The following is a 22,669-nucleotide window of genomic DNA, read 5'->3' as shown; positions in this document are numbered from 1 at the left end:
ACGGTGGTGGGATCGGTCGGAGGTTCAGGTCACGCGCGCTGCAGGCGGACGCGTGGGTCGATGACGGAGTAGAGGAGGTCGACGATGAAGTTGACGACCACGATGAAGAGGGCCGAGAAGAGCACGGTGCCGACGATCATCGGGGTGTCGAGGTTGGAGATCGCGTCGAAGGCGAGCCGGCCGATGCCGTTCAGTCCGAACACGGTCTCGACGATCACGACGCCTCCGAGGAAGTATCCGAAGTCGAGTCCGATCATCGTGACGAGCGGGATCGCGACGTGCCGGAAGCAGTGGCGCCAGAGGATGGTCCGCTCGGGCATGCCCTTCGCCCTGGCCATCCGGACGAACGGCGAGTCGAGCGTCTCGATCATGTTCGTCCGCGTCATGCGGGCGTACCAGGCACCGCCGCCCGACCCGAGCGTGAAGGTCGGGAGCACGAGGTACCAGATGATCGGGTCACCGAGCCCATTGAGCGGGAACAGTCCCCAACTGAACGCGAAGTAGTAGATGAGGAGCAGGCCGAGCCAGAACGACGGCGCCGACAGTCCGATCAGCGAGACGAAGGTCACCGTGCGGTCGACCCAACCACCGCGACGGTAGGCGGCGTAGATGCCGGCCGGGACACCGAGGATGATCTGCCAGACGAGCCCGCCGATCGCCACGAGGACCGTCGTCGGCAGAGCGGAGACGATCCGCTCGAACACACTCGTCTCCCGCAGGACGTACGAGGTGCCGAGATCGCCGCTCAGGAGCCGGCCGATGAACCCGAGGTACTGCTCCCACAGCGGGGCGTCGAGGCCGAGCTGTGCGCGGATGGATGCGATCGTCTCGGCACTCGCGTTCGGCCCGGCGAGGGTCGCCGCCGGGTCCGCGGGGACGGCGTAGACGAGGAGGAACGCGAGGCTGACCACCCCGAAGAGGACGAGGGCCATCTGGCCGAGTCGTCGTGCAAGCCACCAGAACACGGTCTACCTCGCCATCGGTGCAGCTGAGTCGAGCATCTCGGACAACCAGTCGCCGACGAGGTTGAACGCCATCACCGTCACGATCAGGCAGATGCCGGGGATGAAGAGCATCCAGGGGGCGATCTGGAAGTAGGTGCTCCCGTCGGAGATCATCTGCCCCCACGAGGCCTGTGGGATCGGGACGCCGATGCCGAGGAACGACAGGGCGCTCTCGATGAGGATCGAGGAGGCGACGCCGAGCGTGGCGTACACGATGATCGCCGGCAGCAGGTGCGGGATGATGTGCTTCCACATGATGCGGAGGTGCCCGACACCGAGCGTCCTGGTCGCAACGACGAACTCGCGGTGCTTCAGGGAGATCACCATGCCGCGGATGATGCGGGCGAGCGTCGTCCAGTAGATGAGGGCGATGACGATGATGACGTTCGTGGTGCTCCGGGTCGTGACCGCGATGAGGGCGGTGCAGAGCAGCAGGATCGGGAAGGAGATGACGACGTCGGTGATGCGCATGAGCACCGCCTCGACGATGCCGCCGAAGTAGCCGGCGATCACCCCGACCGTCACCCCGACGATGGTCGCGAGTCCGTTGGCCACGATCCCGATCACGAGGGACACCTGCGTGCCCGAGATGAGCCGCGAGAGCACGTCGCGACCGAGCGCATCGGTCCCCAGGAGGAACCCGGGCGTCCCGGGCGGGAGCGGCTGCCCCTGCGGCCCGAGTCCGATGTCGTTGTAGGTCTGCAACGGGTCGTGGGGCGTGATGAGCGGAGCCAGCACCGCGATGAGCGCGATGAGGAGCAGCACGATGAGCGACACGAACGCCGCGGGGTCGCGTCGGAGACTGCGCAGCACCTCGCGGGCGCGCATCGGTCGGTCATCGTCGGTCGCCGCCAGGTCGACACCCTGGCCGATGACGGGAGGCAGCGCTTCACTCATGCGTCGGCTCCGATCCGAGCGGGTTCCGGGACCAGGACGGGATCCGCGAAGTGGCACGCCGCGTCCTGCCCCGATGTCGTGGTCCGCAGCGGCGGGGCGACGGTCCGGCAGACCTCCTGGGCCATCGGACACCGCGGGTGGAAGCTGCACCCGCTCGGCGGGTTCGCGGCGCTCGGCGGTTCGCCCGTGAGACGGACGCGCGGCAGGCGGGTCGAGCGATCGCGGACGATCGGCTCCGGCACCGCCGACAGCAGGGCTCTCGTGTACGGATGCTGCGGGTTCTCGAAGATCTCGTCGCGCGTCCCGATCTCGACCAGACGTCCGAGGTACATGATGCCGACGTGGTCCGCCATGAATCGGAGGGTGGACAGATCGTGCGAGATGAAGAGGTACGCGAGACCGAGCTCCTCCTGCAGGTCCTTGAGCAGATTGAGCACTTGCGCCCGGACCGAGACGTCGAGCGCGGAGACGGCCTCGTCGCAGAGGATGAGGCGCGGATCGACGCAGAGCGCGCGAGCGATCGACACGCGTTGCCGCTGTCCGCCGGACAGCTCGCGCGGACGCCGATCGATGAAGCTCCGCGATAGGCCCACCTGGTCGAGGATGCCCTCGACCGCCCGCTTCGGGTCGGTCGGCTTGGTGGTCCGGAGCGAGATCGCCTCGAGCAGGGTCTCCCCCACCTTCATCCGCGGGTCGAGCGAGTCGTAGGGGTCTTGGAAGATCATCTGCATCGTGCGGCGGTACTCCGCGAGCCGACGTCCTCGCAGCGCTCCCACGTTCTCACCGTTCAGCCGCATGCTGCCGGCGGAGGCCTGGTTGATGCCCATGAGCGTCCTGGCGATGGTGCTCTTCCCGGAGCCCGACTCGCCGGCGATGCCGAGGGTCTCGCCGGCACGGAGCTGGAAACTGACGCCCTGCACGGCGGGGACGCGGGACGCCCGTCGACCGATACCACCGGAGCGGCGGAACGTGACCTCGAGGTCCCGCACCTCGAGCAGCGCCTCGCCGGCCCGCGAGCGGCTGCTGGGACCGTTGACGAGGTCCGAACCGTCGAGCCGGCTCATGCGGCCGACTCCTGCTCGACCACGAAGGCCTCCGGTGCGACGACGCCGCACGCGACCCGCTGCCCGACACCGCCGAGCGGCGCCTGGACGAGCGCCGGGTCGTTCGTCAGACACGCGTCGACGGCCGCTGGGCAACGCGGCGCGAACGCGCACCCGCTCGGCCGACGGCCGGCCGTCGGTGGCGCCCCGGAGATGGTGCGGAGCCGCGGCGGGATCGGCTCGGACAACTTGAGGATGGAGCCGAGCAGCGCGTGCGTGTACGGGTGCTGCGGGTCGCCGACGATCTGCTCGGCCGTGCCCTCCTCCACGATGCGCCCCGCGTACATGACGAGGATGCGGTCGCAGAAGCTGGAGATGACACCGAGGTCGTGGCTGATGAGGATGACGCCCGTATCCTGCTCGGAGACCATGTCGTCGAGCAGGTCGAGCACCTGGGCCTGCACAGTCACGTCGAGCGCCGTGGTCGGCTCGTCCGCGATCAGCAGCTTCGGTGAGCAGGCGGTCGCGATGGCGATGCAGACGCGCTGCCGCATCCCGCCGGAGAACGCCCCGGGGAAGTCGTTCATGCGCGCCTCCGCGTCGGGGATCCCGACCCGGCGCAGCAGGTCGACGGCGCGGGCGCGAGCGGCGACGCGGCCCATGCCCAGGTGCGTCTCGAGCGACTCCGTGATCTGCCGGCCGACCCGCATGAGCGGGTTGAGGCTCGACATCGGGTCCTGGAAGACCATCGCGACCTGCGAACCGCGCCACTGCTGCAGCGCCCGGTCGGAGTAGGCGAGGACGTCCTCCCCGCCGAACCGCACCGATCCGCCGGCGATCACACCGGGGTCCGACACGAGCCGCATCACGGCCTGCGACGTCAGGGACTTGCCGGAACCCGACTCCCCGACGATGCCGACGCGCTCACCCGCGGACACCTGGAATGAGACGCCGTCGACGGCGTGGAAGGGGTCCCCCGAGGAGGTCGGGAAGTCGACCACGAGGTTGGAGACGTCGAGCAGCGCACTCATGTCGCGTCCTTTCGGTGGGGGCGCCGCGGGTGGTCCGTCGAGGGACCACCCGCGGTTCGGGTTCCGTGGTGCGGTGATGCGGGTGGCGCGCCGGTGCGCCGGGTGATGCGTATCCGGTGGCTACCGCTTGGCGGTGCCGTCTGACTTCCAGTACTCGGCCATGTCCCAGCCCCAGATCGGCTGCGGGAAGTACCCCTCGATGCCGGTGCTGTGGAGCTCGGTCTTGGTACCGAAGTACAGCGGCACGATCGGGTTGTCGGCGAGCATGAGCTTCGACGCCTCCTCGTACTTCGCGGTCGCCGCATCCGGGTCGGTCTCGGCGAGCGCCTGGGCGACGAGGTCGTCCATCTCCGGGTTGCAGTAGTACGCGTAGTTGTGGCCCTGCGGGACCGCCGAGGCGCACGACATGAGCGCCTGCAGGAAGTCCGAGCCCTCGGGGTAGTCGGCCACCCAGAAGGTGAGGGCGAGCGGCGCCTTGCCGGCTCCCGCCAACTCGCTGAAGGTGTTCGGGGCCAGCGTCTGGAGGTTGACGTCGATGCCGATGGCCTTGAGGTCCTGCTGCATCTGCGGCGCCAGGGCCGAGAAGGGCGGGACGTTCCAGGCGTACATGTCGGTCGTGATGCCGTCCGCGAACCCGGCCTCCGCCAGCAGCTGCTTGGCCTTCTCGACGTCCTGTTCGTGGGTCATCTCGTCGCCCGTGTAGCCGAGGACCTTCGGTGGGATGAACTCGGTCGCCGCAGAGCCCTGGCCGTTGACGAGCTTGAGCAGCGCCTTTCGGTCGAAGGCGAGGGAGACGGCCTCACGCACCTTCGGGTTGTCGAAGGGGGCGGTGTTGACGTTCATCGTGAGGTAGTAGGTGCTCGGCTTCTCGATCTCGACGAGCTGATCCTTGAGCTTCGGGTCCGAGGTCACCTGGATGAACTTGGCTGGCGGGATCGGGCTGCCCATCAGGTCGATGTCGCCCTTCTGCAGCATGAGCACCTGGTTGTCGGGGTCGACGCCGAGGATCATGCGGATGTGGTCGGCGTACGGACGCGGGGAATCCCAATAGTCGGGGTTGCGGTCGAGCGTGATCTCCTTGCCCGCACTGAAGGTGTTCAACGTGAACGGCCCGGAGCCGACGGGCTCGGTCGCGACGGTGCCGCCGCTGCCCTCGGGGATGATCGAGCCCGCGGGCATGGCGAGGATGTACTTGAACGAGGAGTTGGGCGTCGTCAGCGTGATCTTCAGGGTCTGATCGTCTACGACCTCGATGCCGGTCGGGAGTCCGGTCGGGTTCGCCGCGTACTCCTCGGCGCCGGCGATACCGCGCCAGAACTCGGCGAGACCCGCCTTCGTCGCGGGGTCGAGGACCCGGGCGTAGGAGTAGGCGACGTCCTTGGCCGTGAGCGGGTCGCCGTTGCTGAAGGTGAGTCCCTCCTTGAGCTTCATCGTGTAGGTGAGTCCGTCGTCGCTGACCTCCGGGAACGACTCGGCCGCCTGGAGCTTCAGCTCGCTGGTGTCGCGGTCGTAGTCGTACATGCGGTCGAACATCATCCGCATCATGTTCCAGCACGTCGCTCCCGTGCAGACGGCCGGGTCGAAGGTCTCGGGGTCGGACGCCGCGGCGGTGGTGATCGTGCCGCCGTACTTGGGGTCGCCACCAGTGGCGGAGGTGCTGCCGCCGCCGGCACCGCCAGCGCTGCACGCCGTCAGAGCGACCGCGAGCGCTGCTCCGAGCAGCGCGCCTCGCAGTGATTTCTTCACTGAGTTCTCCTGTCAGGGTTGTGCCGGACCTCCTGAGGAAGCGAGCCGCCGACGGAACGTTCGTGTGCTGTTGGTGGACGATATCACAGACTGCACACTGTCGACAATCGACAACAACGATTCGTTTGAGCTAGGATTCGGGCATGGAAACTCTCGAACGAACCGGCTTGACAGGAGCCGCGGTCAACGAGCTGCGGGAGGCGATCCTCGAGGGTCGCCTCGTCCAAGGTGAACGTCTCAGCGAGGTCAATCTGTCGACCACCCTCGGCGTCAGCCGCGCCCCGGTGCGAGAAGCCCTCCTCCACCTCGAGCAGGAGGGGCTCGTCGTGTCGCTGCCGTACAAGGGAGCGTCTGTCGTCACGCTGTCACCACAGGACTTCCTCGAGTTGTCCACGCTCCGCACCGCCCTCGAACGGCTCGCCTGGTCGCGTGCGATCGAACGCACCGGCGACGACGAGGTCGCGGCCATGCGCGCGATCATCGAGGAGATGCGTGTCGCCGTGGAGACGGACCAGAAGGCGAAGCTCGTCCGACTCGACATCGACTTCCACGACCAGGTGTTCCTCCTGGCCGACCACTCACGGCTCTACACCGCCTGGCAGGCCATCAAGTGGCAGGTCGCGCTCTTCCTGCTCACCCGGCGCGTGAAGGTGGACGACTACCACAGCATCATCGTGCAGGAGCACACCGAACTCCTCGACCTGCTCGTCGAACGGCGTTCGGGTGCGATCGACGAGACCATCGAGCGGCACATCGGTTCCGGGTACGGGCGGGTCAGCGAACGACTGGCCGGAGACGCCCGCGCTGCTGCGAGCGACGGAGCGGTCGTCGAACCGGTGTGAGCCCTCGGGCGCGGTGACCCGTCAGGACTCGGCAGCGCTCGACGTGCACCCGGCCGGGTGCCCACTCAGTCGTTGATGGCGGCGTTGGCCGCCTCCTGCGCCTTCTTGAGGCCGTCGGCGACGGGCGTCGTGCCGGCGAAGATCTCCTTGAAGATCGGGTCGTAGGCGGCGAGTCCCTTCGCATACCCGGCACCCGTCGGCGGTGCGATGGTCTTCGCGTCGTCGGCGATCACGTCGAAGAAGGGCTGAACGTCGACGTCCTGGCCCTTCCAGTAGTCGAAGTACTGCTGCTGAGCGGCGGTGACGGCCGGGACCGCCGAGCCGGATGCACCGACGGGCGCGTTGCCCTCGGAACTGCCCAGCCAGGCGAGCACCTTCTTCACCTGGTCGGGGTGCTTGGTGGCCGCGTTGCCCGCTGCGGCGATCCCGTTCGTGACGCTGACCTTGCCCGCGGGGCCGGCCGGGAGCTCGGCGACACCCCAGCGGAAGTCGGCGCCGTCGTGCACGGCCTTCAGGCTGTAGAGCCCCGACTGGAACATCGCGACCTTGCCCTGGATGAAGGCGTCGCGGGCGAAGTCACCGTCGGCGTTCGTGGAGGCGGCCGGCGGGGCGACCTTGGCGCCGTTGATCGCGTTCACGAGGTAGCTCACGGACTCGCTCGTCTTCGGGTCGTTGAACGCGAAGTCGTCGCCGTCCTGGTACTTCCCGCCGTTCGAGCCGATGAACGGCAGCAGCACGGCCTGCAGGTCGTACCCGAGGCCGGTGCCGTAGGTCGCGGGCGCCGCGGGGTTGAAGCCGGGCTGGTCGGCCGAGACCCCGGCCGCGTCCTTCGTCAGCTTCTTCGCCAAGGGCAGGAACGTGTCCTTCGTCGCATCGGGCGACCAGGTCGCCTCCCCGAGCTCGGCGGGCTTCAAGCCGGCCGCGTCGAGGAGGTCGGCGTTGTAGTAGACCGCGATACCGGCGTCGGACAGCTGCGGGACGGCCCAGAGCTTGTCGTTCCGGGTGAACTGGCTGACCACGCTCGGTGCCCAGTCCTTCGAGGCGTCCTTGCCGAGCGTCTGCCCGACGTCGAGCACGCTCCCGCTGTCCGCGTACCCGGCGAGGTAGGAGTTGTTCAACCAGAAGACGTCTGGAGCGCTGTCCGCCGCGACGTCGGTGCGGAGCTTCGTCCAGTAGTCCGCCCACTCGACGACGTCGACGCGGACGCGGATGTCGGGGTTCTCGCGCTCGAAGGCGGCGAACGAGGTCTCATAGGCGTCGGCGACGGCGGCATCCCAGACACGCACGGTGACCGTCGTGCGCTCCGTGGATCCGGCGGCGCAACCGCTCAGCATCAGGGCGGAGGCGGCCGCGATCGCGAGGGCGGCGTGTCTCTTGAGCATGAGAATCCTTCATTCCGTGAACCTCAGGGAGGCTAGCAGTTCAGTCTGAACGCCCGCGAGCTGTCAGAAACGGTCAGTGTGACGCCGTCGGACTGTGCGTTCGTGACAGTTCGCGGGCAGGTGGGGGCGTCACCGGGAGGACCACCAGTCGAGGAGGCGACGCGTCGCCTCCTCTTCGCCGAGCGGGCCCTCGTCGAGACGCAGTTCCAGCAGCCAGCGGTACGCCTCGCCGACCTCGCGACCGGGTGCGATGCCCAGCACCTCCTGGATGCGGTTGCCGTCGAGGTCGGGCCGGACGGACTCGAGCTCCTCCTGCTCCTGGAGCTCGACGATGCGCTGCTCGAGGTCGTCGTAGGCGAAGCCGAGGCGGTCGGCCTTGCGCCGGTTGCGGGTCGTGACATCGGCACGGACGAGCATGTGCAGTCGCTCGAGCAGCGGACCGGCGTCGCGGACGTAGCGCCGCACCGCGGAGTCGGCCCACACGCCCTCCGAGTAGCCGAAGAACCGCATGTGCAGTTCGACGAGCCGCGCGACGCTCTTGATCGTGTCGCCGTCGTACCGGAGCGCGGTGAGGCGCTTCTTGGCCAGCTTCGCACCCACGAGGTCGTGGTGGTAGAAGGTGACGGCTGCGCCTGGGCCGGTCTTCTTCGTCGCGGGCTTGCCGATGTCGTGGAGCAGCGCGGCCCAACGCAGGACGAGGTCGGGCGCCTCACCGGGGTGCCTCGAGTGCTCGTAGCCGATCGCCTGCTCGAGCACGGTGAGCGAGTGCTGGTAGACGTCCTTGTGGTGATGGTGCTCGTCGGGCTCCAGCCGGAGTGCCGGCAGCTCGGGCAGCACGAGGTCGGCGATGCCGGTGTCGACGAGCAGCTCGAGGCCCGCGCGCGGGTGGTCGGTCGCGAGCAGTTTGCCGAGCTCGGCCTGGACGCGCTCGGGGCTCACGATCGAGATGGTCTCGCGACGCTCCTGTATCGCCTCGATCACGTCGTCGGCAGGCCGGAAGCCGAGTTGCGAAGCGAACCGCGCGGCCCGGAGCATGCGCAACGGGTCGTCGCCGAAGGACACCTCGGGCGAGCTCGGCGTCCGCAGCAGGTGGGCGACGAGGTCCTCGACGCCGCCGGAGGGGTCGACGAGGGTGATCTCGGGGATGCGGAGCGCCATCGAGTTGACGGTGAAGTCGCGCCGACGCAGGTCGTCTTCGAGGGTGTCACCGAACGCGACGACCGGCTTGCGGGTCACGCCGTCGTAGGCATCGGCCCGATAGGTGGTGATCTCGACCGTGTCGGCGTGCTCGACGCCGTCGTCGTCGGTGACGGTGACCTTCGCACCGATCGTGCCGAAGTCGCGGCCGACGTCCCACCAGGCGCTCGCCATCGGCTTGAGGACCGCGAGGATCTGGTCGGGCGAGGCGTTCGACGTGAAGTCGAGGTCACTCACCGTGCGACCGAGCATCGCATCGCGGACCGGTCCGCCGACGAGGGCCAGTTCGTACCCGGCTTCGGCGAACGCCGACGCCACCCGAGCGACCACGGGCGACGAGGCCAGGTCCTGCAGGCGCACCAAGGATTCCGCCACGCTCACCATGGGGTCAATCGTACCCGGACGCCGCCCGCGACCCCGTCGCCGTCAAGCCGCGAGCGCTCCTGGGCGACGGCCGTACAATAACGAGGAACCCACTCCCCAGCAGACCAGAGGCGGACACGATCACGAACGAACTCGACGACCAGCGGCCAACCGTCGGCACTCAGGCACCGACGGCCTTCACCAGTACCGTGAAGGACCCGATTCCGCCGGAACTCCCGTTCACCACCGCCCCTGAACTCGTCCTCGTGACCGGAAGTTCACGGTCCCAGCGCTTCGACCGACCGGACGTCGTGCAGCGCAAGGGCGTCTACACCCTGATCAACGGTCACCTGACCCCACAGCAGTCGATGGTGGAGGACCTGCTCGCCGTCGCCGACGTGCTCGATGCGGCCGAGATCGAGTACCTCCTCATCCGGGGCGAGCACGACCGCCCGGTCATCGTCGTCGACCGCTCCCTGCGCAAGCGCCTGCAGACCGCACTCGCGGAGGCGTTCGCCGACGAGCCCTTCTACAGCGTGCCGCTCAAAGCACGCATGTCGACGGTGAAGCCGGCCGGCGATCCGCACCTCCTCTCCGATGGCCTGCTCACCGGTGCCCGCAAGGCCGAGGTGTTCCGGCTGTACCGGCCGCGCATCGAACCGCTCGGCCGCCTCCGCTACGGCATGGAGACCGCCCTGCAGCTCGAACTCTGGCGCTTCGGCGACGAGGAGATCACCGCGCCCGTGGAGAACGTCCTCATGCGGACGTACATGCCGCGGACGGAGGCCGTCGAGACGACCGTCGAACGCTACGGCCGCAGCTGGCGGACGCTCGAGCACATGTTCGGCGCGCTCGCAAGCGACGTCACCTTCGACATCGACCTCGTCTTCTCGTGGGTGGACGGCTCCTCCGAGGAGTTCCAGCGCGCCCGCGCCAAGCGGATGCAGAGCTACGTCGTCGGCGACGGCGACGACTCCGACGCCCGCTTCCGCCAGATCAACGAGCTCAAGTACGCCCTCCGCAGCGTGCACACCTTCGCCCCGTGGATCCGACGCATCTTCATCGCGACCGACTCCCCCGCGCCCGAATGGCTGGCGGAACATCCGAAGGTCACCATCGTGCGCAGCGAGGAGTTCTTCGGCGATCTCGACGCTCTGCCGACGCACAACTCCATGGCCGTCGAGAGCCAGCTCCACCGCATCGAGGGGCTGTCGGAGCACTTCCTCTACTCCAACGACGACATGTTCCTCGGCCGACCGATCAGTCCCGAACTGTTCTTCTCACCGGGCGGCATCAGCAAGTTCGTGGAGGCGACCACCCGTATCGGCCTCGGGGCGAACGACCCCTCGCGCAGCGGCTTCGAGAACGCGGCCCGCGTGAACCGTCGGCTCCTGCACGAGCGCTTCGGACGCGTCACCACCCGCCATCTCGAGCACTGCGCCGCCCCCCTCCGCCGGAGCATCATGGCGGAGATGGAGCGGGAGTTCGCCGAGGAGTTCCGCGCGACCGCCCACAGCGCCTTCCGCGCGGCCGACAACATCTCGGTGACCAACTCCTTCTACCACTACTACGGCCTCATGACGGGTCGCGCGGTCCAGCAGACCCAGGCGAAGGTCCGCTACATCGAGACGACGCTCAAACAGTCGCTCGGGCAGATGGAGCGACTCCTCAAGCGACGCGACCAGGACATGTTCTGCCTGAACGACGGCAGCCGGCCGGAGATCTCGGTGGAGCAGCGCACCACCGCCGTGATCGACTTCCTCGAGCGGTACTTCCCGTTCCCGGCGCCGTGGGAGCGCGAAGCCGCCGTGCCGAACGCGCTCGAGATCGAGCCCGCCAAGCTCAGCTGACCGCCCTTCGACAGGCTCAGGGACCGAAGTGGAGCGCAGGGACCGGAGGGGTGCTCAGGGACCGGAGTTGAACTCAGGGACCGCTACGGGACGATGCGCTCTGCGCGGAGTCGGTCGAAGATCGCGGTGAAGGCGTCCAGCGTCCGCCGGTAGCCGGTGAAGCCGGCGAGTCGACTCTTGCTCATGTCGGTGACGACCTCGATGTCCCGGCCGAGGTCGCCGTCGGTGTGCCACCACGACGCCACGCGGGAGAGGTCGGCCTCGACGAGACCGTGTTCGGCCACCACCTCGGCCCAGGTGCCCTCGACGCCCGCCATCTGCTGCTCGAGCGGACGCGGCGCGGTGTCGAAACCCTCCGGCTCGACGCCGAGGTACGCCGCCAGTCGCGGCCACATCCAGCGCCAGCGGAAGACGTCGCCGTTGACGATGTTGAACGCCTCGTCCGCACCGGCCGGTGAAGTCGCCGCCCACAGCATCTGCTCGGCGAGGAGTCCGGCGTCGGTCATGTCGGTGAGGCCGTTCCACTGGGTCTCGGAACCGGGGAACACGAACGGTCGGTCGAGTCGCTTGCAGAGCGCCGCCTGCACCGCGAGCGTGGACGCCATGTTCATCGCGTTGCCCACCGCATGTCCGATCACGGTGTGGGAACGGTGCACCGACCAGGTGAAGCCCGCTCGCGCAGCCGCGGCGAAGAGCTCGTCCTCCTGCTCGTAGTAGAAGTTGGGCGTGTCGAGTCGGTCCTCGTCCTCGTGGAACGGGGTGTCGGGCATCTCCCCCGCCGCGTAGGCCTCGAACGGGCCGAGGTAGTGCTTGAGGCCGGTGACCAGGGCGACGTGCTGAACGGGCTCGGCGGCGAGGGCGGCGAGCAGGTCGCGGACCATGCCGCCGTTGACCCGGATGTTCTCGGCCTCGGTGTCCTGACGCGACCAGGCGGTGAAGAAGACGTGGGTGACACCGGTGCCGCCGAGGGCGTGCGCGAGGTCGTCCGCGTCCCGGAGGTCGGCCGCGACGTGTTCGACCTGCGGGTGGGCCGCGGGCGCGCGGCGAGAGAGGGCGAGGATCCGCCAGCCGCCGTCCTCGAGGAGCTGCGACACGATCGCGGAACCGGTGATGCCGCTGGCGCCGACGACGAGTGCGGTGCGAGGTGCTTCTGGGGAGGTCATCCGTCCACGATAGGCGCGTCCGACCGGGGAGGCTCCCGGGACGGCGGACCCGCCGGGGTGCGGTACCCTGCCCGGGCGCGGCCCTTCGACAAGCTCAGGGACCCGAAGCAAGCTGAGGGACCCGAAGCAAGCTCAGGGATCGGTCGTCGTCAGACGAGGACGCCGATCGGCATCGTCAGCGGCGGCTCCGGCTGCACCGGCACCGTGTCCGACACGGGCAGCTCGATGCCGTCGCGAGCGAGCAGGCGCGCACTCTCCTCGGCGTCGATGTAGTGCAGCGGCGGGGTCTCCCCCAGGGGCACCACCGAGTGCAGGACCGTCTTGCCGTAGACGTGGACGAGGTTGAACGCCCGCGCGCCGTCGCGACCACGCGTGCCGCCGACGGGCACGTTGAGGTCCTGCGTGTAGCACGTGGCCGACGCGACCGACACCGGGATACCCGCGAAGGTCGCGGTCGACGAGTAGTGCAGGTGCCCGGCGATGATGCTCCGGACGTCGGACCCCTCGAGCACCTCGGCGAGCTTCGCCTGGTCGCGCAGCTCGACGCTCACGGCGAGGTCGAGCACGCTCGGGACGGGCGGGTGGTGCATCGCGAGGATCGTGCCGTGGGGCGCCTTGGTCGAGAGTTCCTCGGCGAGCCAGTCGAGCTGCTCGTCCGACACCTCACCGTGGTGGTGCCCGGGGACGCTCGAGTCGAGGGTGATGACGCGGAGGCCGTTGACGTCGTAGACGCGGTCGACCGGTCGGGTGGTCGGCACCTCACCGAACAGCCCGGCCCGGAACGCCTGGCGGTCGTCGTGGTTGCCCATCACCCAGATGATCTGCGATCCGAGGCGCTCGGCGACCGGCTCGACGATGGAGCGGATGCGGTCGTACGCGTCGGGTTCGCCCTTGTCGGCGAGGTCGCCCGTGAAGACGATCGCTTCAGGCCGACCGCCGGATGCCTCGAACTCGGCGAACAGTCGACGCAGGTGCGTCTCGCTGTCGACACTGTCGTAGAGGCTCCCCCCGCCGGCGAGGAGGTGCGTGTCGCTCACATGGAGCAGGAAGTGATCGGGCCTCGGGTACTCGGCCGTGCGAAGACTCACGTGACAACTCTCGTTCGAGCGATGCTCTCCGAACCGCATCGCAGCTGTTTGACCATCTGACCAGACTCGGTTGAACGGCGACGGAACGCCACGCTACGACGCGGGAAACTCGTGAGCAAGGTCAGAAGCCGACATCCAGGGGACTCACACCTGACGGTGGGCTGCGAGAGGATGTCCGCATGCCCTACCTCGACGACGATGAGCAGCCGCTGCAGCGGATCGATCTGGCGCAGATCCCCCCGGCCGGACGCCGGTTCCGACTCGAGCGGCGGATCGGGTTCCAGGAGCACGCCCCTGACGGTCCCGTCGTGTGGGCACCGGCGTCCGACGACGGGCACGACGGCGACCGGGCGGAGGGCTGGACCGACCTCGCGTCCGTCCCGGGCGTCCTGTGGAGCTTCATCGGCAGCTACGGCCGACAGTCCGCGCCGGCCGTCGTGCACGACCACCGCGCGCTCCTCGCACTGGGGCTCCCGGCGGACCAGGCACTCGAGCAGCGGTTCGAGGACGACCGACAGTTCCGCGTCGGACTCCGCCAGCAGCGGGTGCCGCTCCTCCGGGCCTGGCTCATGTGGGCCGTCGTGTCGGTCGAGCGGTACGTCAGGCACGCTCCAGGCGTCGCCGCCGTGCTGATCGGGCAGTCGGTCCTCGGGGTCCTGGCCGTCTGGGTCGCGACGATCGGACTCGTCACGCCCGTGCTCGGCGCTCCGACGCCCGGGTGGCTCGGCCTCGCGATGGCACCCGCGGTCCTCGCCGTGTGCTGGCGGGAGGAACGGAGACTCCTCGTCTGGTTGCCCTACGCCGGTGCGCTCCTCGGGCCGCTCCTCCTCGTCCAGCTCGCGGCGGTCGGCGCGTTCCGCCTCCTCGAACTGCTCGTCCGGGAGACGATCGACCGTCCGTTCATCGACGACTCCCCCGGCCCCGTCGGCCCGCCGACCCTCCGCTGACCGGTTCCCTGTCTCAGGAACGCCTCGGCGTGTCGAGCGCGGGGGACCCGACACGCCGAGACGCTCCTGAGACAGGGACGGAGCAGGGGTCCGGTCAGGCGCCGGGGAGGGTGCCGAGTCCGTCGACGACCGGGATCGCCGCGAGCAGCCGCTGCGTGTAGGCGTCCTGCGGGTCGGACCAGACGCGGTCGACCGGACCGTGTTCGACGATGCGACCGGCGCTCATGACCGCCACGTCGTCCGCGATGACCCGCACGACGGACAGGTCGTGGCTGATGAAGAGGAGCGCCGCGCCCGTCTCGACCGCCAGCTTCCGCATGAGCTTCGCCACGCGTGCCTGCAGGGAGGCGTCGAGCGACGCGATCGGCTCGTCGCCGATGAGCAGCTCGGGGCCCGCCGCGATGGCCCGGGCGATCGCGATGCGCTGCCGCTGGCCGCCCGAGAACTGGTGCGGATAGCGGGTGCGGCTGGCTGCGTCGAGCTCGACGTGCTCGAGCAGCTGACCGACGTCCCACGCGTCGCGCACCGGGTTGACCCGGAGGCCGTCCTCGATCTGACTCCCGACCGTGCGGCGCGGGTTCAGCGACGCGTACGGATTCTGGAAGACCATCTGGATCCGCAGCAGTTCGGGCGCGCGCTTCCGGAGGCCCAGCTTGCCGATGGGCGTCCCGTTGAACGTGATCGCGCCACCCGAGGTCGGTTCCAGCCCGCAGACCGCTCGTGCGAGGGTCGACTTGCCGCAGCCCGACTCCCCCACCAGGCCGAGCACCTGTCGCGGCTCGAGGTCGAAGCTCACGCCGTCGACCGCGTTCAGCGTGCCGCGACCGGGCAGCTTGTACGTCACATGGACGTCGTCGAGGTGCAGCAGCGTCATGACGCAGCCTCCGTTCCCGTGTCGGGCAGCGCGTCGATGAGCGCCTTGGTGTACTCGTGCTGCGGAGCGGTGATGACCTGGTACCGGCTGCCGTGCTCGACGATCTCGCCGAGCCGCATGACCGCGATCGTGTCGGCGAGCGCCGACATTACCCCGAGGTCGTGGGTGACGAGGATGATCGCGATCCCGAGCTCGTCGCACAGCTTCCGCAGCAGGCGGAGGATGCCGGCCTGGACCGTGACGTCGAGGGCCGTGGTCGGTTCGTCGGCGATGAGCACGGACGGCTCGCACATGAGCGCCGAGGCGATCGCGATGCGCTGCAGCTGTCCGCCCGAGAACTGGTGCGGGTACTTGCGCAACGCCGCCTCCGGGTTCGGGACGGCGACGAGACCGAGCATCTCGAGCGCCCGCGCGTGGGCGGCCGCCTTCGAGGCTCCCGTGTGGTGCCGGTAGTGGTCGACGAGTTGGGCCTCGACCGTGAGCATGGGGTGCAGGCTCGCGGTCGGGTCCTGGAAGATCATCGCGATCTCCGTGCCGCGGTACCGGTTCATGGTGCGCTGCTTGAGGCCCACCAGCTCGGTACCGTCGAAGCGGATGCTGCCGCCGAGGTCCGCTCCGGCCGGCAGGAGCCCGCAGATCGCGAGCCCGGTCATAGTCTTGCCTGACCCCGACTCACCGGCCAGTCCGGTGATGCGACCGGCGGGGACCTCGAGGTCGATGCCGCGGAGGATCTGTTTGGTGGCGGCGCCGCGACCGAAGCCGAGCGTGAGCCCCTCGATGACGATCCCGCCGCCACCGCCTGCTGCCTGCGTCATGTCGCGTCCTTTCGGGTCGCTCGCACCGCGTGCGCCGCTCACAGTGCGCGCCCCTGCACGGCTTCCTGCGACCGGGGGTCGAGGGCGTCGCGAAGGGCGTCGCCGAGGAAGTTGAAGGCGAGCACCACCGTGAGGATGGCGAGTCCCGGGAAGACCGCGATCCACCACGACGAGAAGTTCTGCACCCCGTCGGACACCATCGCACCCCAGTCCGGCGTCGGCGGGACGGCACCGAGACCGAGGAACGAGAGACCCGACAGCAGCAGGATGGCCGTGCCGACGTCGAGCGTGGCGAGCACGACGACCGGCGACACGACGTTCGGCAGGATGTCCTTGCCGAGTGAGGTGAACGGCCCGTTGCCGAGCAGACGACCGGCGATGACGTACTCGGCTCCCCTGGCTCCGATGACGAGTGAACGCGTCACGCGGGCGTACGCCGGCCACGACACGATGAGCATCGCGATGACGGCGTTCGTGAGGCTCGGGCCGAGCGCTGCGGCGATGACCATCGCGAGGATGATCGTCGGGAACGCGAACACGAGGTCGGCGATCCGCATGATGGTCTCGTCGAGTGCCTTGCCGAAGTAGCCGGCGATCGCGCCGAGCAGCGAACCGATGAGCATCGCGAAGATCACGAGCATGAGGGCGAGCGGGATCGAGACCTGCGCGCCGCTGACGACCCGGGACAGGACGTCGCGGCCCACCTGGTCGGTGCCGAACCAGTGCGCGGCACTCGGGGCCTGCAGCCGGTCGAAGTCCTGGGCGAGCGGGTCGAACGGCCGGATCCACGGCGCGAGCAGCGCGACGAGCAGCCAGAAGAGCACGATGACACCACCCGCGACGGCGAGCGGAGTGCGCAACTGCTTCGAGATGCGGAGGCGGCCCCTGCGCTTGGTCTGGACGGCGAGGACGTCGGTCATGCCACCCTCACTCTCGGGTCGATGAAGCCGTACAGCACGTCGACCAGGAAGTTCAGGCCGATGTACACGAAGCCGACGATGAGCCCGACGCCCATGATCGCGGGCAGGTCGAGCTTGGTCGCCGCGGAGTACGCGTACTCGCCGAGGCCGTGCCACGAGTACACCTTCTCGACGAGGACCGTTCCGGACAGCAGCGATCCGAAGGCGACGCCGAGCACGGTGATGATGGGGACGAGCGCACCGCGGAGCACGTACCGGGTCACGACGACGTGGCCGGGAAGGCCTTTCGCCCGCGCTGCCCGCACGTAGTCGAGGTCGAGCACCTCCAGGATCGCCGACCGCGCGAACCGGGTGAGCAGGCCGATCGTGTAGAGCGCCAGGACGGAGGCGGGCAGGATGAGGTGGGCCATGGCGTCGCCGAAGGTGGACCACTGGCCGGCGAGCAACGCGTCGATCGTGTACATCCCGGTGACCTTCGGCGGCGGGATCGCCGCGGGTGAGAGTCGCCCGGAGCCCGGGAACCAGTGCAGCTGGGAGAAGAACACGAAGTAGACGACGAGTGCGAGCCAGAACGACGGCACCGAGATGCCGATGAGGCTCACGACCCGGATGACCTGGTCGGTGATCGTCTTCCGGCGCAGCGCGGCCCACATGCCGAGGCCGATGCCGATGACGATCGAGATGACGATGGCGGTGAGGGCCAGTTCGGCCGTGGCCGGGAAGGCGCGACCGAGTTCGTCCGCGACGGCGCCCCGGGTCTGCTGGGAGGTCCCGAGATCGCCCTGGAACAGGTTCGCGACGTAGGTGACGTACTGGACGGGCAATGGCTTGTCGAGGCCGGCGTTCTCGCGGAACTGCGCGACGATCGTCGGATCCGCCGCGGCCTGCTCACCGAGCGCCGCCTGCACGGGGTCCGCGGGGACGAGGTTGGTCAGCGTGAAGGTGACGAGCGTCACCCCGAACATCAGGAGGACCGTGAGTCCGAGCCGGATGCCGAGGTAGCGCGCGAGCGGGTGGAGACCCGCTCGCGCGCTGGACGTCGTCGGTGCGACGCTACTTGATTCCGGCAAGGTCGACGGTCCACGTCGGGTTCAGCGGAACCTCGGTGATCGTGGTCGCGGTGACCACGTTCTGCGCCGGCTGCAGGAGCGGGATGAACGGTCCGCTCGCGTTCTGCGCCTTCTGGAGGTCCTGGTACGCGGCGGCACGGGCGTCCGTGTCGGTCGCGGCGAGCGCCGCGTTCGCGAGGTCGGTCACCGTCGGGTCGGCGCCTGCCGGCCAGCCCGCGCGGAGGCCGACGAGCTCACCCGGCGTGAACGCGAGGTAGTTCGACGGGTCCGGGAAGTCCGGGCCCCAGTACCAGAGACCCACGGTCTCCTTGCCGTCGCGGTAGGCGTCCAGCTCGGTGGCGACCGGAGCCGGGGCCAGCGTGATGGTGATGCCGACCGACTTCAGCTGCGCCTGGACCGACTCGGCGATGCTCTGGAGCGACAGCCCCTGCACCGTGATGTCGTTCGGGAAGTTCAGGGTGACGGCTTCGCCGGCGTACCCGGACTCCTTGAGCGCAGCCTTCGCCGCATCGGCGTCGAACTGATTGCCGTCGGCGGCGTCGAGCGCCCCGTTGAAGATCGAGGGGATGAAGCCACCGGGACGGACGGAACCGTCGCCCGCGAGGTCGACGATCTTGTCGTAGTCGATGCCGAGCTTGACGGCCTCGAGGAACTTCGGGTTGCTCGTGATGTCGCTGATCGCGGGGTCCTGGTTGAGCATGAGGAAGATCATGTAGCGCGAGGGGTTCGCGATGATCTTCACCTTCGAGTCGTCGAGCTCGGAGACCTGGTCGGGGTTCAGATCGAGGGCGACCTGCGAGTCACCGGCCTCGACGTTGAGCTTCTGCGTCGGGCCCTGCACGTTGCGGAGGACGACGCGCTCGTACGCGGGCTTGGTCCCCGTGTACTCGGGGTTCGCCGTGAAGACGACCTGCGAGGCGGCGTCGAAGGACTCGAGCTTGTACGGGCCGGAGCCCGCGGACGTCGTGTTGAGGAACGACTCGGCCGCATCGTCGGCGGTCGCGCTGCCACCGTTCTCCTCGACGACCTTCTTGTTCACGACACCGAGGGCCGGGTTCGGAAGGATGAACGGGAGGGCGGGGTTCGGCGTCGCCGAGGTGAGCGTGAGCGTCGTGTCCGAGGTCTTCTCGATCGTGACGCCGTCGAGCAGGAAGGACGGGTTGCCCTTCACGCCCTGGACGCGCTGCAGCGAGAACACCGCGTCGTCGACGGTCACGTCGGAGCCGTCGGAGAACTTCTTGCCGTCCTTCATCGTGAGGGTCATCACCGTGTTGTCGGCGTTCATCTCGTAGCTCGCGAGGCCGTCGACGGGCGCGGTGACGTCGTCGTCCTTGAAGGTGAGGAGGGTCTCGTAGAGCGCCTTCGCGACGATCGAGCCGGTGGTCTCGTACTCGCGGTTCGGGTCGGCGGTCTTGAGGTCGAAGGACGCGTCGACGACGAGCGACTTGCCCGCGCTGTCATCGGAGCCGCCTGAGGGGGAACAGGCGCTGAGCGCGAGGCCGGCGGCGAGGGCGAGGCCGAGGGCCGCCATGCCGCGCCGGCTGGTGCGGCTGAAGGATCGTGACAAGGTGGAGCTCCTTATCTGGTTGGAGGGATGAGCTGAAAGTAGTGCGATACGCGATCATTCGTCAATCCACAAGCCGTTACCAAAGAAGAATTGTCTCGATTTCGCGGCGAATCTGCCATATCCTCTCAATCGACCGCCAGGACCACCGCCGAATCTGGACGTTTGGAGCAATCGATGCAACTCGACGACACCCACATCCGCATGTTGGAGCTGCTCCGGGAGGACGGGCGGGCTTCGGTCGCCGCACTCGCCGAAGAGCTCGGGATCTCCCGTTCGAACGCCTACTCGCGGTATGAGGCCATGCTCCGCGCCGGCGTCCTGAAGGGGGTCCACGCGGAGATCGAGCCGGCGACGGTCGGACTCGGCGTCGCGGCGATGGTCTTCATCACGCTGCGCCAGAGCCAGTGGGCCGACTTCCGCGCACGGCTCTCCTCGGTCCCGGAGCTGGAGTACTTCGCCGTGACGACCGGCGAGCACGACGCGATGATGCTGATCCGGGCCCCCGACGTGGCGGCGATCCACGAACTGGTCGCCACCCGGCTCGCACAGTGGCCGTCCATCAAGGCGACGACGACCGTCTTCCTCATGGACGAGGAGCGGTCGAACGTGTCGCTCCGCATGACGAGGTCCGAGCGCACGAGCGTCGAGGACTCCGGCGAGCGCTTCGGCATGACCCGATTCGTCCGGACGAGCGACGAGCGCGCCCAGCGGGTGCCGGAGCGACGCGGACGCTGACCCGTCGGCGGTGGCGTGCCGACCCCCGACCGGTTCAGGCGGCGACGATCTCCCGACAGATACTGACATGAGCCTGTCCGTCCGGACCGATGAAGTCCTCGGTGAGGATGAACGAGCCGTCCTCGGCGCGGGAGATGATCGAGCTCGCTTCGCCGCGCGTCGTCAGGTCGCCGGCACGGTTGCGGTGCACGAACGAGATGTCGATGCGTTCGCCGGTGCGCACCCCGCAGAACCGTCCGACGGAGACGGTGTCACCGACGTATTCGCCCCACAGCACGCCGTGCGTCTCGTGGTAGACGAATCGCGTGGGCGCGTCGGCGTCGACGACGCTCGCGGACGACGAAACCATGTCGAACACCTTCGCGTCGAGGTTGAAGTCGAGCGTGGCGCTGGTGCCGGTGTCGGCGGTTCCTGTCATGTCGTCATTCTGCGGAGGCGTCCGAACAGGTGTCAACCTGCCGACGATCCGTCCATCCCACCCATCTTGTGAGCCGGTCCCACAGGACGAAACGACGGATCGGACCCCATGGGCGGGATGTTCCGCTGGCTCCGGAGGTCGCAGCTTGACGGCGTCCACCGAGGGTGGCTTACTGATGTCCATGTGTCCAGACAGCCTGCAGTTCCGCGACCCCCGCACCCAGCCACTCCCCCGGGACGACGCGTTCCGCGAGTACCTCGCGACGGGCTGGGGTGCGGTGGACCGCTCAGTGGACCTCGCCGAGGGTGCCGGCGCAGCCGCCGGACGTCACCGCGACGCCATCAGCGCGCAGTTCCCCGGCCACTGGCTCGTGGTCACCGCGGGACGCGCCGTGACGCGTGCGAACGACACCGAGTTCCCGTTCCGTCCGGACAGCGACTTCGTGTGGCTCACCTCCTGTCAGGCGGAGGGCGCGGTCCTGGTGATGCGGCCGACCGCCGGTGGGCACGACGCGACGCTGTACCTCGCCGAGCCCGTCGGTCCCGGTGAGGAGGCGTTCTACGCCGACGCCATGCGCGGCGAGCTCTGGATCGGCCCGTCCGCCGGACTCCCCCAGTGGGCGGAGGCGCTCGGCATCGAGGTCCGCTCCCTCGAGGTGCTGGACGAGTCCCTCGCGCTCCTGCCCGCCGACGCACTCCGCGCAGGCGCCCCGGAGCCCCGGGTCGACGGTCGCTTCGCGGCGTCGCGAGCGCTCCTCATCGCCCTGTCCGCCGCGAAGCTCGTCAAGGACGACTGGGAGATCGCGCAGCTCCGCGCCGCCGTGGACGCGACGGTCGGCGGGTTCCGCTCGGTCGTGCGCGAACTGCCCGCCGCCATCGAGTTCGGCGGAGAACGCTGGTTGCAGTCGACCTTCGAGCGCCACGCCCGCACGTTCGGCAACGGTGTCGGGTACTCGACCATCATCGGCAGCGGGCCACACGCTCCCACGCTGCACTGGACGCGCTGCGACGGTCCGGTCCTCCCCGAGCACCTCATCCTCATGGACGCCGGCGTCGAAGCCCGCTCGCTGTACACCGCCGACGTCACGAGGACCTTCCCGGCGAGCGGGTCGTATTCCGCGGCCCAGCGCGAGGTCCACGACCACGTCGAGCGGGCCCACCGTGCCGCGATGTCGCAGGTCGGCCCCGGCCGGTCGTTCATCGACATGCGGAACACGGCGTACGAGCAGATCGCCACGAGCCTTCGCGACCTCGGCATCCTGCAGGTGTCGGTCGACGAGGCGATGTCGCCGAACGGCCAGCAGCACCGCCGCTACCTGCCGAGCGGCACCGGCCACCACCTCGGACTCGACGTGCACGACTGCGCCCGCATCGGGGACGAGCGGTACCTCGACGAGCCGCTGCAGCCGGGCGCCGTCCTGACGGTCGAACCAGGTCTCTACTTCCACGCGAACGACCTCACCGTGCCGCCGGAGCTGCGCGGCATCGGCGTCCGCATCGAGGACGACCTGCTGGTGACCGCCACCGGACACGAGGTCCTCTCCGCGGCACTCCCGATCAGCGCGGACGGTCTCGAGGCCTGGTTGCGGAGCTGACCGACGGTTCGCGACTCAGGACGGTCGCCGCGTGTCGCGGCCCTTCCGTTCGGTGCTACCAGCGACTCGCCCGGTGCGTCCTGCGTCGCGAACGAGCCTAGGCTTGCACGGTGAGTCAGCCCG

At 68.9% G+C, this 22,669-nt stretch carries 20 protein-coding genes; 5 read left to right on the top strand and 15 right to left on the bottom strand.

The window, feature by feature from the left end; genetic code table 11:
- Window positions 1–29 precede the first annotated feature (29 nt).
- The 5 genes from AC4PMY_RS10220 to AC4PMY_RS10200 form a co-directional block, all read right to left on the bottom strand.
- Window positions 30–965 carry an ABC transporter permease gene (locus tag AC4PMY_RS10220; RefSeq protein WP_071262055.1) on the bottom strand — a complete coding sequence of 312 codons (936 nt, stop codon included), beginning with the start codon at window positions 963–965 and terminating at the stop codon, window positions 30–32.
- A gap of 3 nt (window positions 966–968) precedes the next feature.
- On the bottom strand, window positions 969–1,901 hold the full coding sequence (locus tag AC4PMY_RS10215; RefSeq protein ID WP_197478999.1) for an ABC transporter permease: 933 nt from the start codon (window positions 1,899–1,901) through the stop codon (window positions 969–971).
- Entirely contained in the window at window positions 1,898–2,965 is a 1,068-nt protein-coding gene (locus AC4PMY_RS10210) for an ABC transporter ATP-binding protein (RefSeq protein ID WP_064294095.1), read from the bottom strand. Before AC4PMY_RS10210 ends, AC4PMY_RS10215 begins: the two co-directional genes overlap by 4 nt.
- Window positions 2,962–3,975 carry an ABC transporter ATP-binding protein gene (locus AC4PMY_RS10205; protein WP_064294094.1) on the bottom strand — a complete coding sequence of 338 codons (1,014 nt, stop codon included), beginning with the start codon at window positions 3,973–3,975 and terminating at the stop codon, window positions 2,962–2,964. The genes AC4PMY_RS10210 and AC4PMY_RS10205 overlap by 4 nt, the downstream gene beginning before the upstream one ends.
- Before the next feature lie 120 nt (window positions 3,976–4,095).
- Window positions 4,096–5,721, bottom strand: coding sequence for an ABC transporter substrate-binding protein (locus tag AC4PMY_RS10200; protein WP_064294093.1), 1,626 nt, complete (start codon window positions 5,719–5,721; stop codon window positions 4,096–4,098).
- 143 nt (window positions 5,722–5,864) lie between these two features.
- On the opposite strand from AC4PMY_RS10200, the gene AC4PMY_RS10195 reads away from it, so the two are divergent.
- Window positions 5,865–6,563 (top strand): GntR family transcriptional regulator, encoded by a 699-nt coding sequence (locus AC4PMY_RS10195; protein ID WP_064294092.1) that lies wholly within the window; start codon window positions 5,865–5,867, stop codon window positions 6,561–6,563.
- A gap of 65 nt (window positions 6,564–6,628) precedes the next feature.
- Here AC4PMY_RS10195 and AC4PMY_RS10190 read toward each other — a convergent pair whose 3' ends face one another.
- Window positions 6,629–7,945: an ABC transporter substrate-binding protein gene (locus AC4PMY_RS10190; protein WP_491622617.1), complete on the bottom strand. Its 1,317-nt coding sequence runs from the start codon at window positions 7,943–7,945 to the stop codon at window positions 6,629–6,631.
- A gap of 129 nt (window positions 7,946–8,074) precedes the next feature.
- The gene (locus AC4PMY_RS10185) at window positions 8,075–9,526 is read right to left on the bottom strand and encodes a CCA tRNA nucleotidyltransferase (RefSeq protein ID WP_491622616.1); all 1,452 of its coding nucleotides are present in this window, start codon (window positions 9,524–9,526) and stop codon (window positions 8,075–8,077) included.
- A 188-nt stretch (window positions 9,527–9,714) separates the two neighbouring features.
- Between AC4PMY_RS10185 and AC4PMY_RS10180 the strand changes: the two genes are divergently transcribed.
- Window positions 9,715–11,355, top strand: coding sequence for a stealth family protein (locus tag AC4PMY_RS10180; protein ID WP_369808441.1), 1,641 nt, complete (start codon window positions 9,715–9,717; stop codon window positions 11,353–11,355).
- An 83-nt stretch (window positions 11,356–11,438) separates the two neighbouring features.
- Here AC4PMY_RS10180 and AC4PMY_RS10175 read toward each other — a convergent pair whose 3' ends face one another.
- Together AC4PMY_RS10175 and AC4PMY_RS10170 are read right to left on the bottom strand one after the other, a co-directional pair.
- The gene (locus tag AC4PMY_RS10175; RefSeq protein WP_491622615.1) at window positions 11,439–12,518 is read right to left on the bottom strand and encodes an SDR family oxidoreductase; all 1,080 of its coding nucleotides are present in this window, start codon (window positions 12,516–12,518) and stop codon (window positions 11,439–11,441) included.
- A gap of 149 nt (window positions 12,519–12,667) precedes the next feature.
- On the bottom strand, window positions 12,668–13,606 hold the full coding sequence (locus AC4PMY_RS10170) for a phosphodiesterase (RefSeq protein WP_234994036.1): 939 nt from the start codon (window positions 13,604–13,606) through the stop codon (window positions 12,668–12,670).
- Between the two features lie 179 nt (window positions 13,607–13,785).
- On the opposite strand from AC4PMY_RS10170, the gene AC4PMY_RS10165 reads away from it, so the two are divergent.
- On the top strand, window positions 13,786–14,553 hold the full coding sequence (locus AC4PMY_RS10165) for a DUF1353 domain-containing protein (RefSeq protein WP_491622614.1): 768 nt from the start codon (window positions 13,786–13,788) through the stop codon (window positions 14,551–14,553).
- Between the two features lie 94 nt (window positions 14,554–14,647).
- Here the strand turns inward: AC4PMY_RS10165 and AC4PMY_RS10160 are convergent, their stop codons facing one another.
- Genes AC4PMY_RS10160 through AC4PMY_RS10140 form a run of 5 tightly spaced genes read right to left on the bottom strand, consistent with a single transcriptional unit; the run spans window position 14,648 to window position 19,799 of the window.
- Window positions 14,648–15,427, bottom strand: coding sequence for an ABC transporter ATP-binding protein (locus AC4PMY_RS10160; protein WP_079003721.1), 780 nt, complete (start codon window positions 15,425–15,427; stop codon window positions 14,648–14,650).
- On the bottom strand, window positions 15,424–16,242 hold the full coding sequence (locus AC4PMY_RS10155) for an ABC transporter ATP-binding protein (protein ID WP_064294086.1): 819 nt from the start codon (window positions 16,240–16,242) through the stop codon (window positions 15,424–15,426). The genes AC4PMY_RS10160 and AC4PMY_RS10155 overlap by 4 nt, the downstream gene beginning before the upstream one ends.
- 38 nt (window positions 16,243–16,280) lie before the next feature.
- Window positions 16,281–17,162, bottom strand: coding sequence for an ABC transporter permease (locus AC4PMY_RS10150; protein ID WP_064294085.1), 882 nt, complete (start codon window positions 17,160–17,162; stop codon window positions 16,281–16,283).
- Window positions 17,159–18,232: an ABC transporter permease gene (locus AC4PMY_RS10145; RefSeq protein ID WP_491622613.1), complete on the bottom strand. Its 1,074-nt coding sequence runs from the start codon at window positions 18,230–18,232 to the stop codon at window positions 17,159–17,161. Before AC4PMY_RS10145 ends, AC4PMY_RS10150 begins: the two co-directional genes overlap by 4 nt.
- A complete protein-coding gene (locus tag AC4PMY_RS10140; protein WP_199687206.1) occupies window positions 18,216–19,799 on the bottom strand; it encodes an ABC transporter substrate-binding protein in 1,584 nt (527 codons plus the stop codon). The genes AC4PMY_RS10145 and AC4PMY_RS10140 overlap by 17 nt, the downstream gene beginning before the upstream one ends.
- Window positions 19,800–19,973: 174 nt before the next feature.
- Here AC4PMY_RS10140 and AC4PMY_RS10135 point away from each other — a divergent pair, with 174 nt between their 5' ends.
- A complete protein-coding gene (locus AC4PMY_RS10135) occupies window positions 19,974–20,534 on the top strand; it encodes an Lrp/AsnC family transcriptional regulator (protein ID WP_079003723.1) in 561 nt (186 codons plus the stop codon).
- Between the two features lie 34 nt (window positions 20,535–20,568).
- Here the strand turns inward: AC4PMY_RS10135 and AC4PMY_RS10130 are convergent, their stop codons facing one another.
- Complete coding sequence (locus AC4PMY_RS10130; protein ID WP_082915870.1) at window positions 20,569–20,952, bottom strand: avidin-fold protein; 384 nt, start codon at window positions 20,950–20,952, stop codon at window positions 20,569–20,571.
- Window positions 20,953–21,127: 175 nt separating this feature from the next.
- On the opposite strand from AC4PMY_RS10130, the gene AC4PMY_RS10125 reads away from it, so the two are divergent.
- Window positions 21,128–22,546 carry an aminopeptidase P family protein gene (locus tag AC4PMY_RS10125; protein ID WP_079003726.1) on the top strand — a complete coding sequence of 473 codons (1,419 nt, stop codon included), beginning with the start codon at window positions 21,128–21,130 and terminating at the stop codon, window positions 22,544–22,546.
- The last annotated feature ends 123 nt before the right edge of the window (window positions 22,547–22,669 follow it).

It is taken from the genome of Plantibacter sp. MDV22-iso1, from assembly GCF_058408345.1.
The sequence above is the reverse complement of the archived record's forward strand: the minus strand, read 5'-3'. Positions and strand labels throughout refer to the sequence as shown.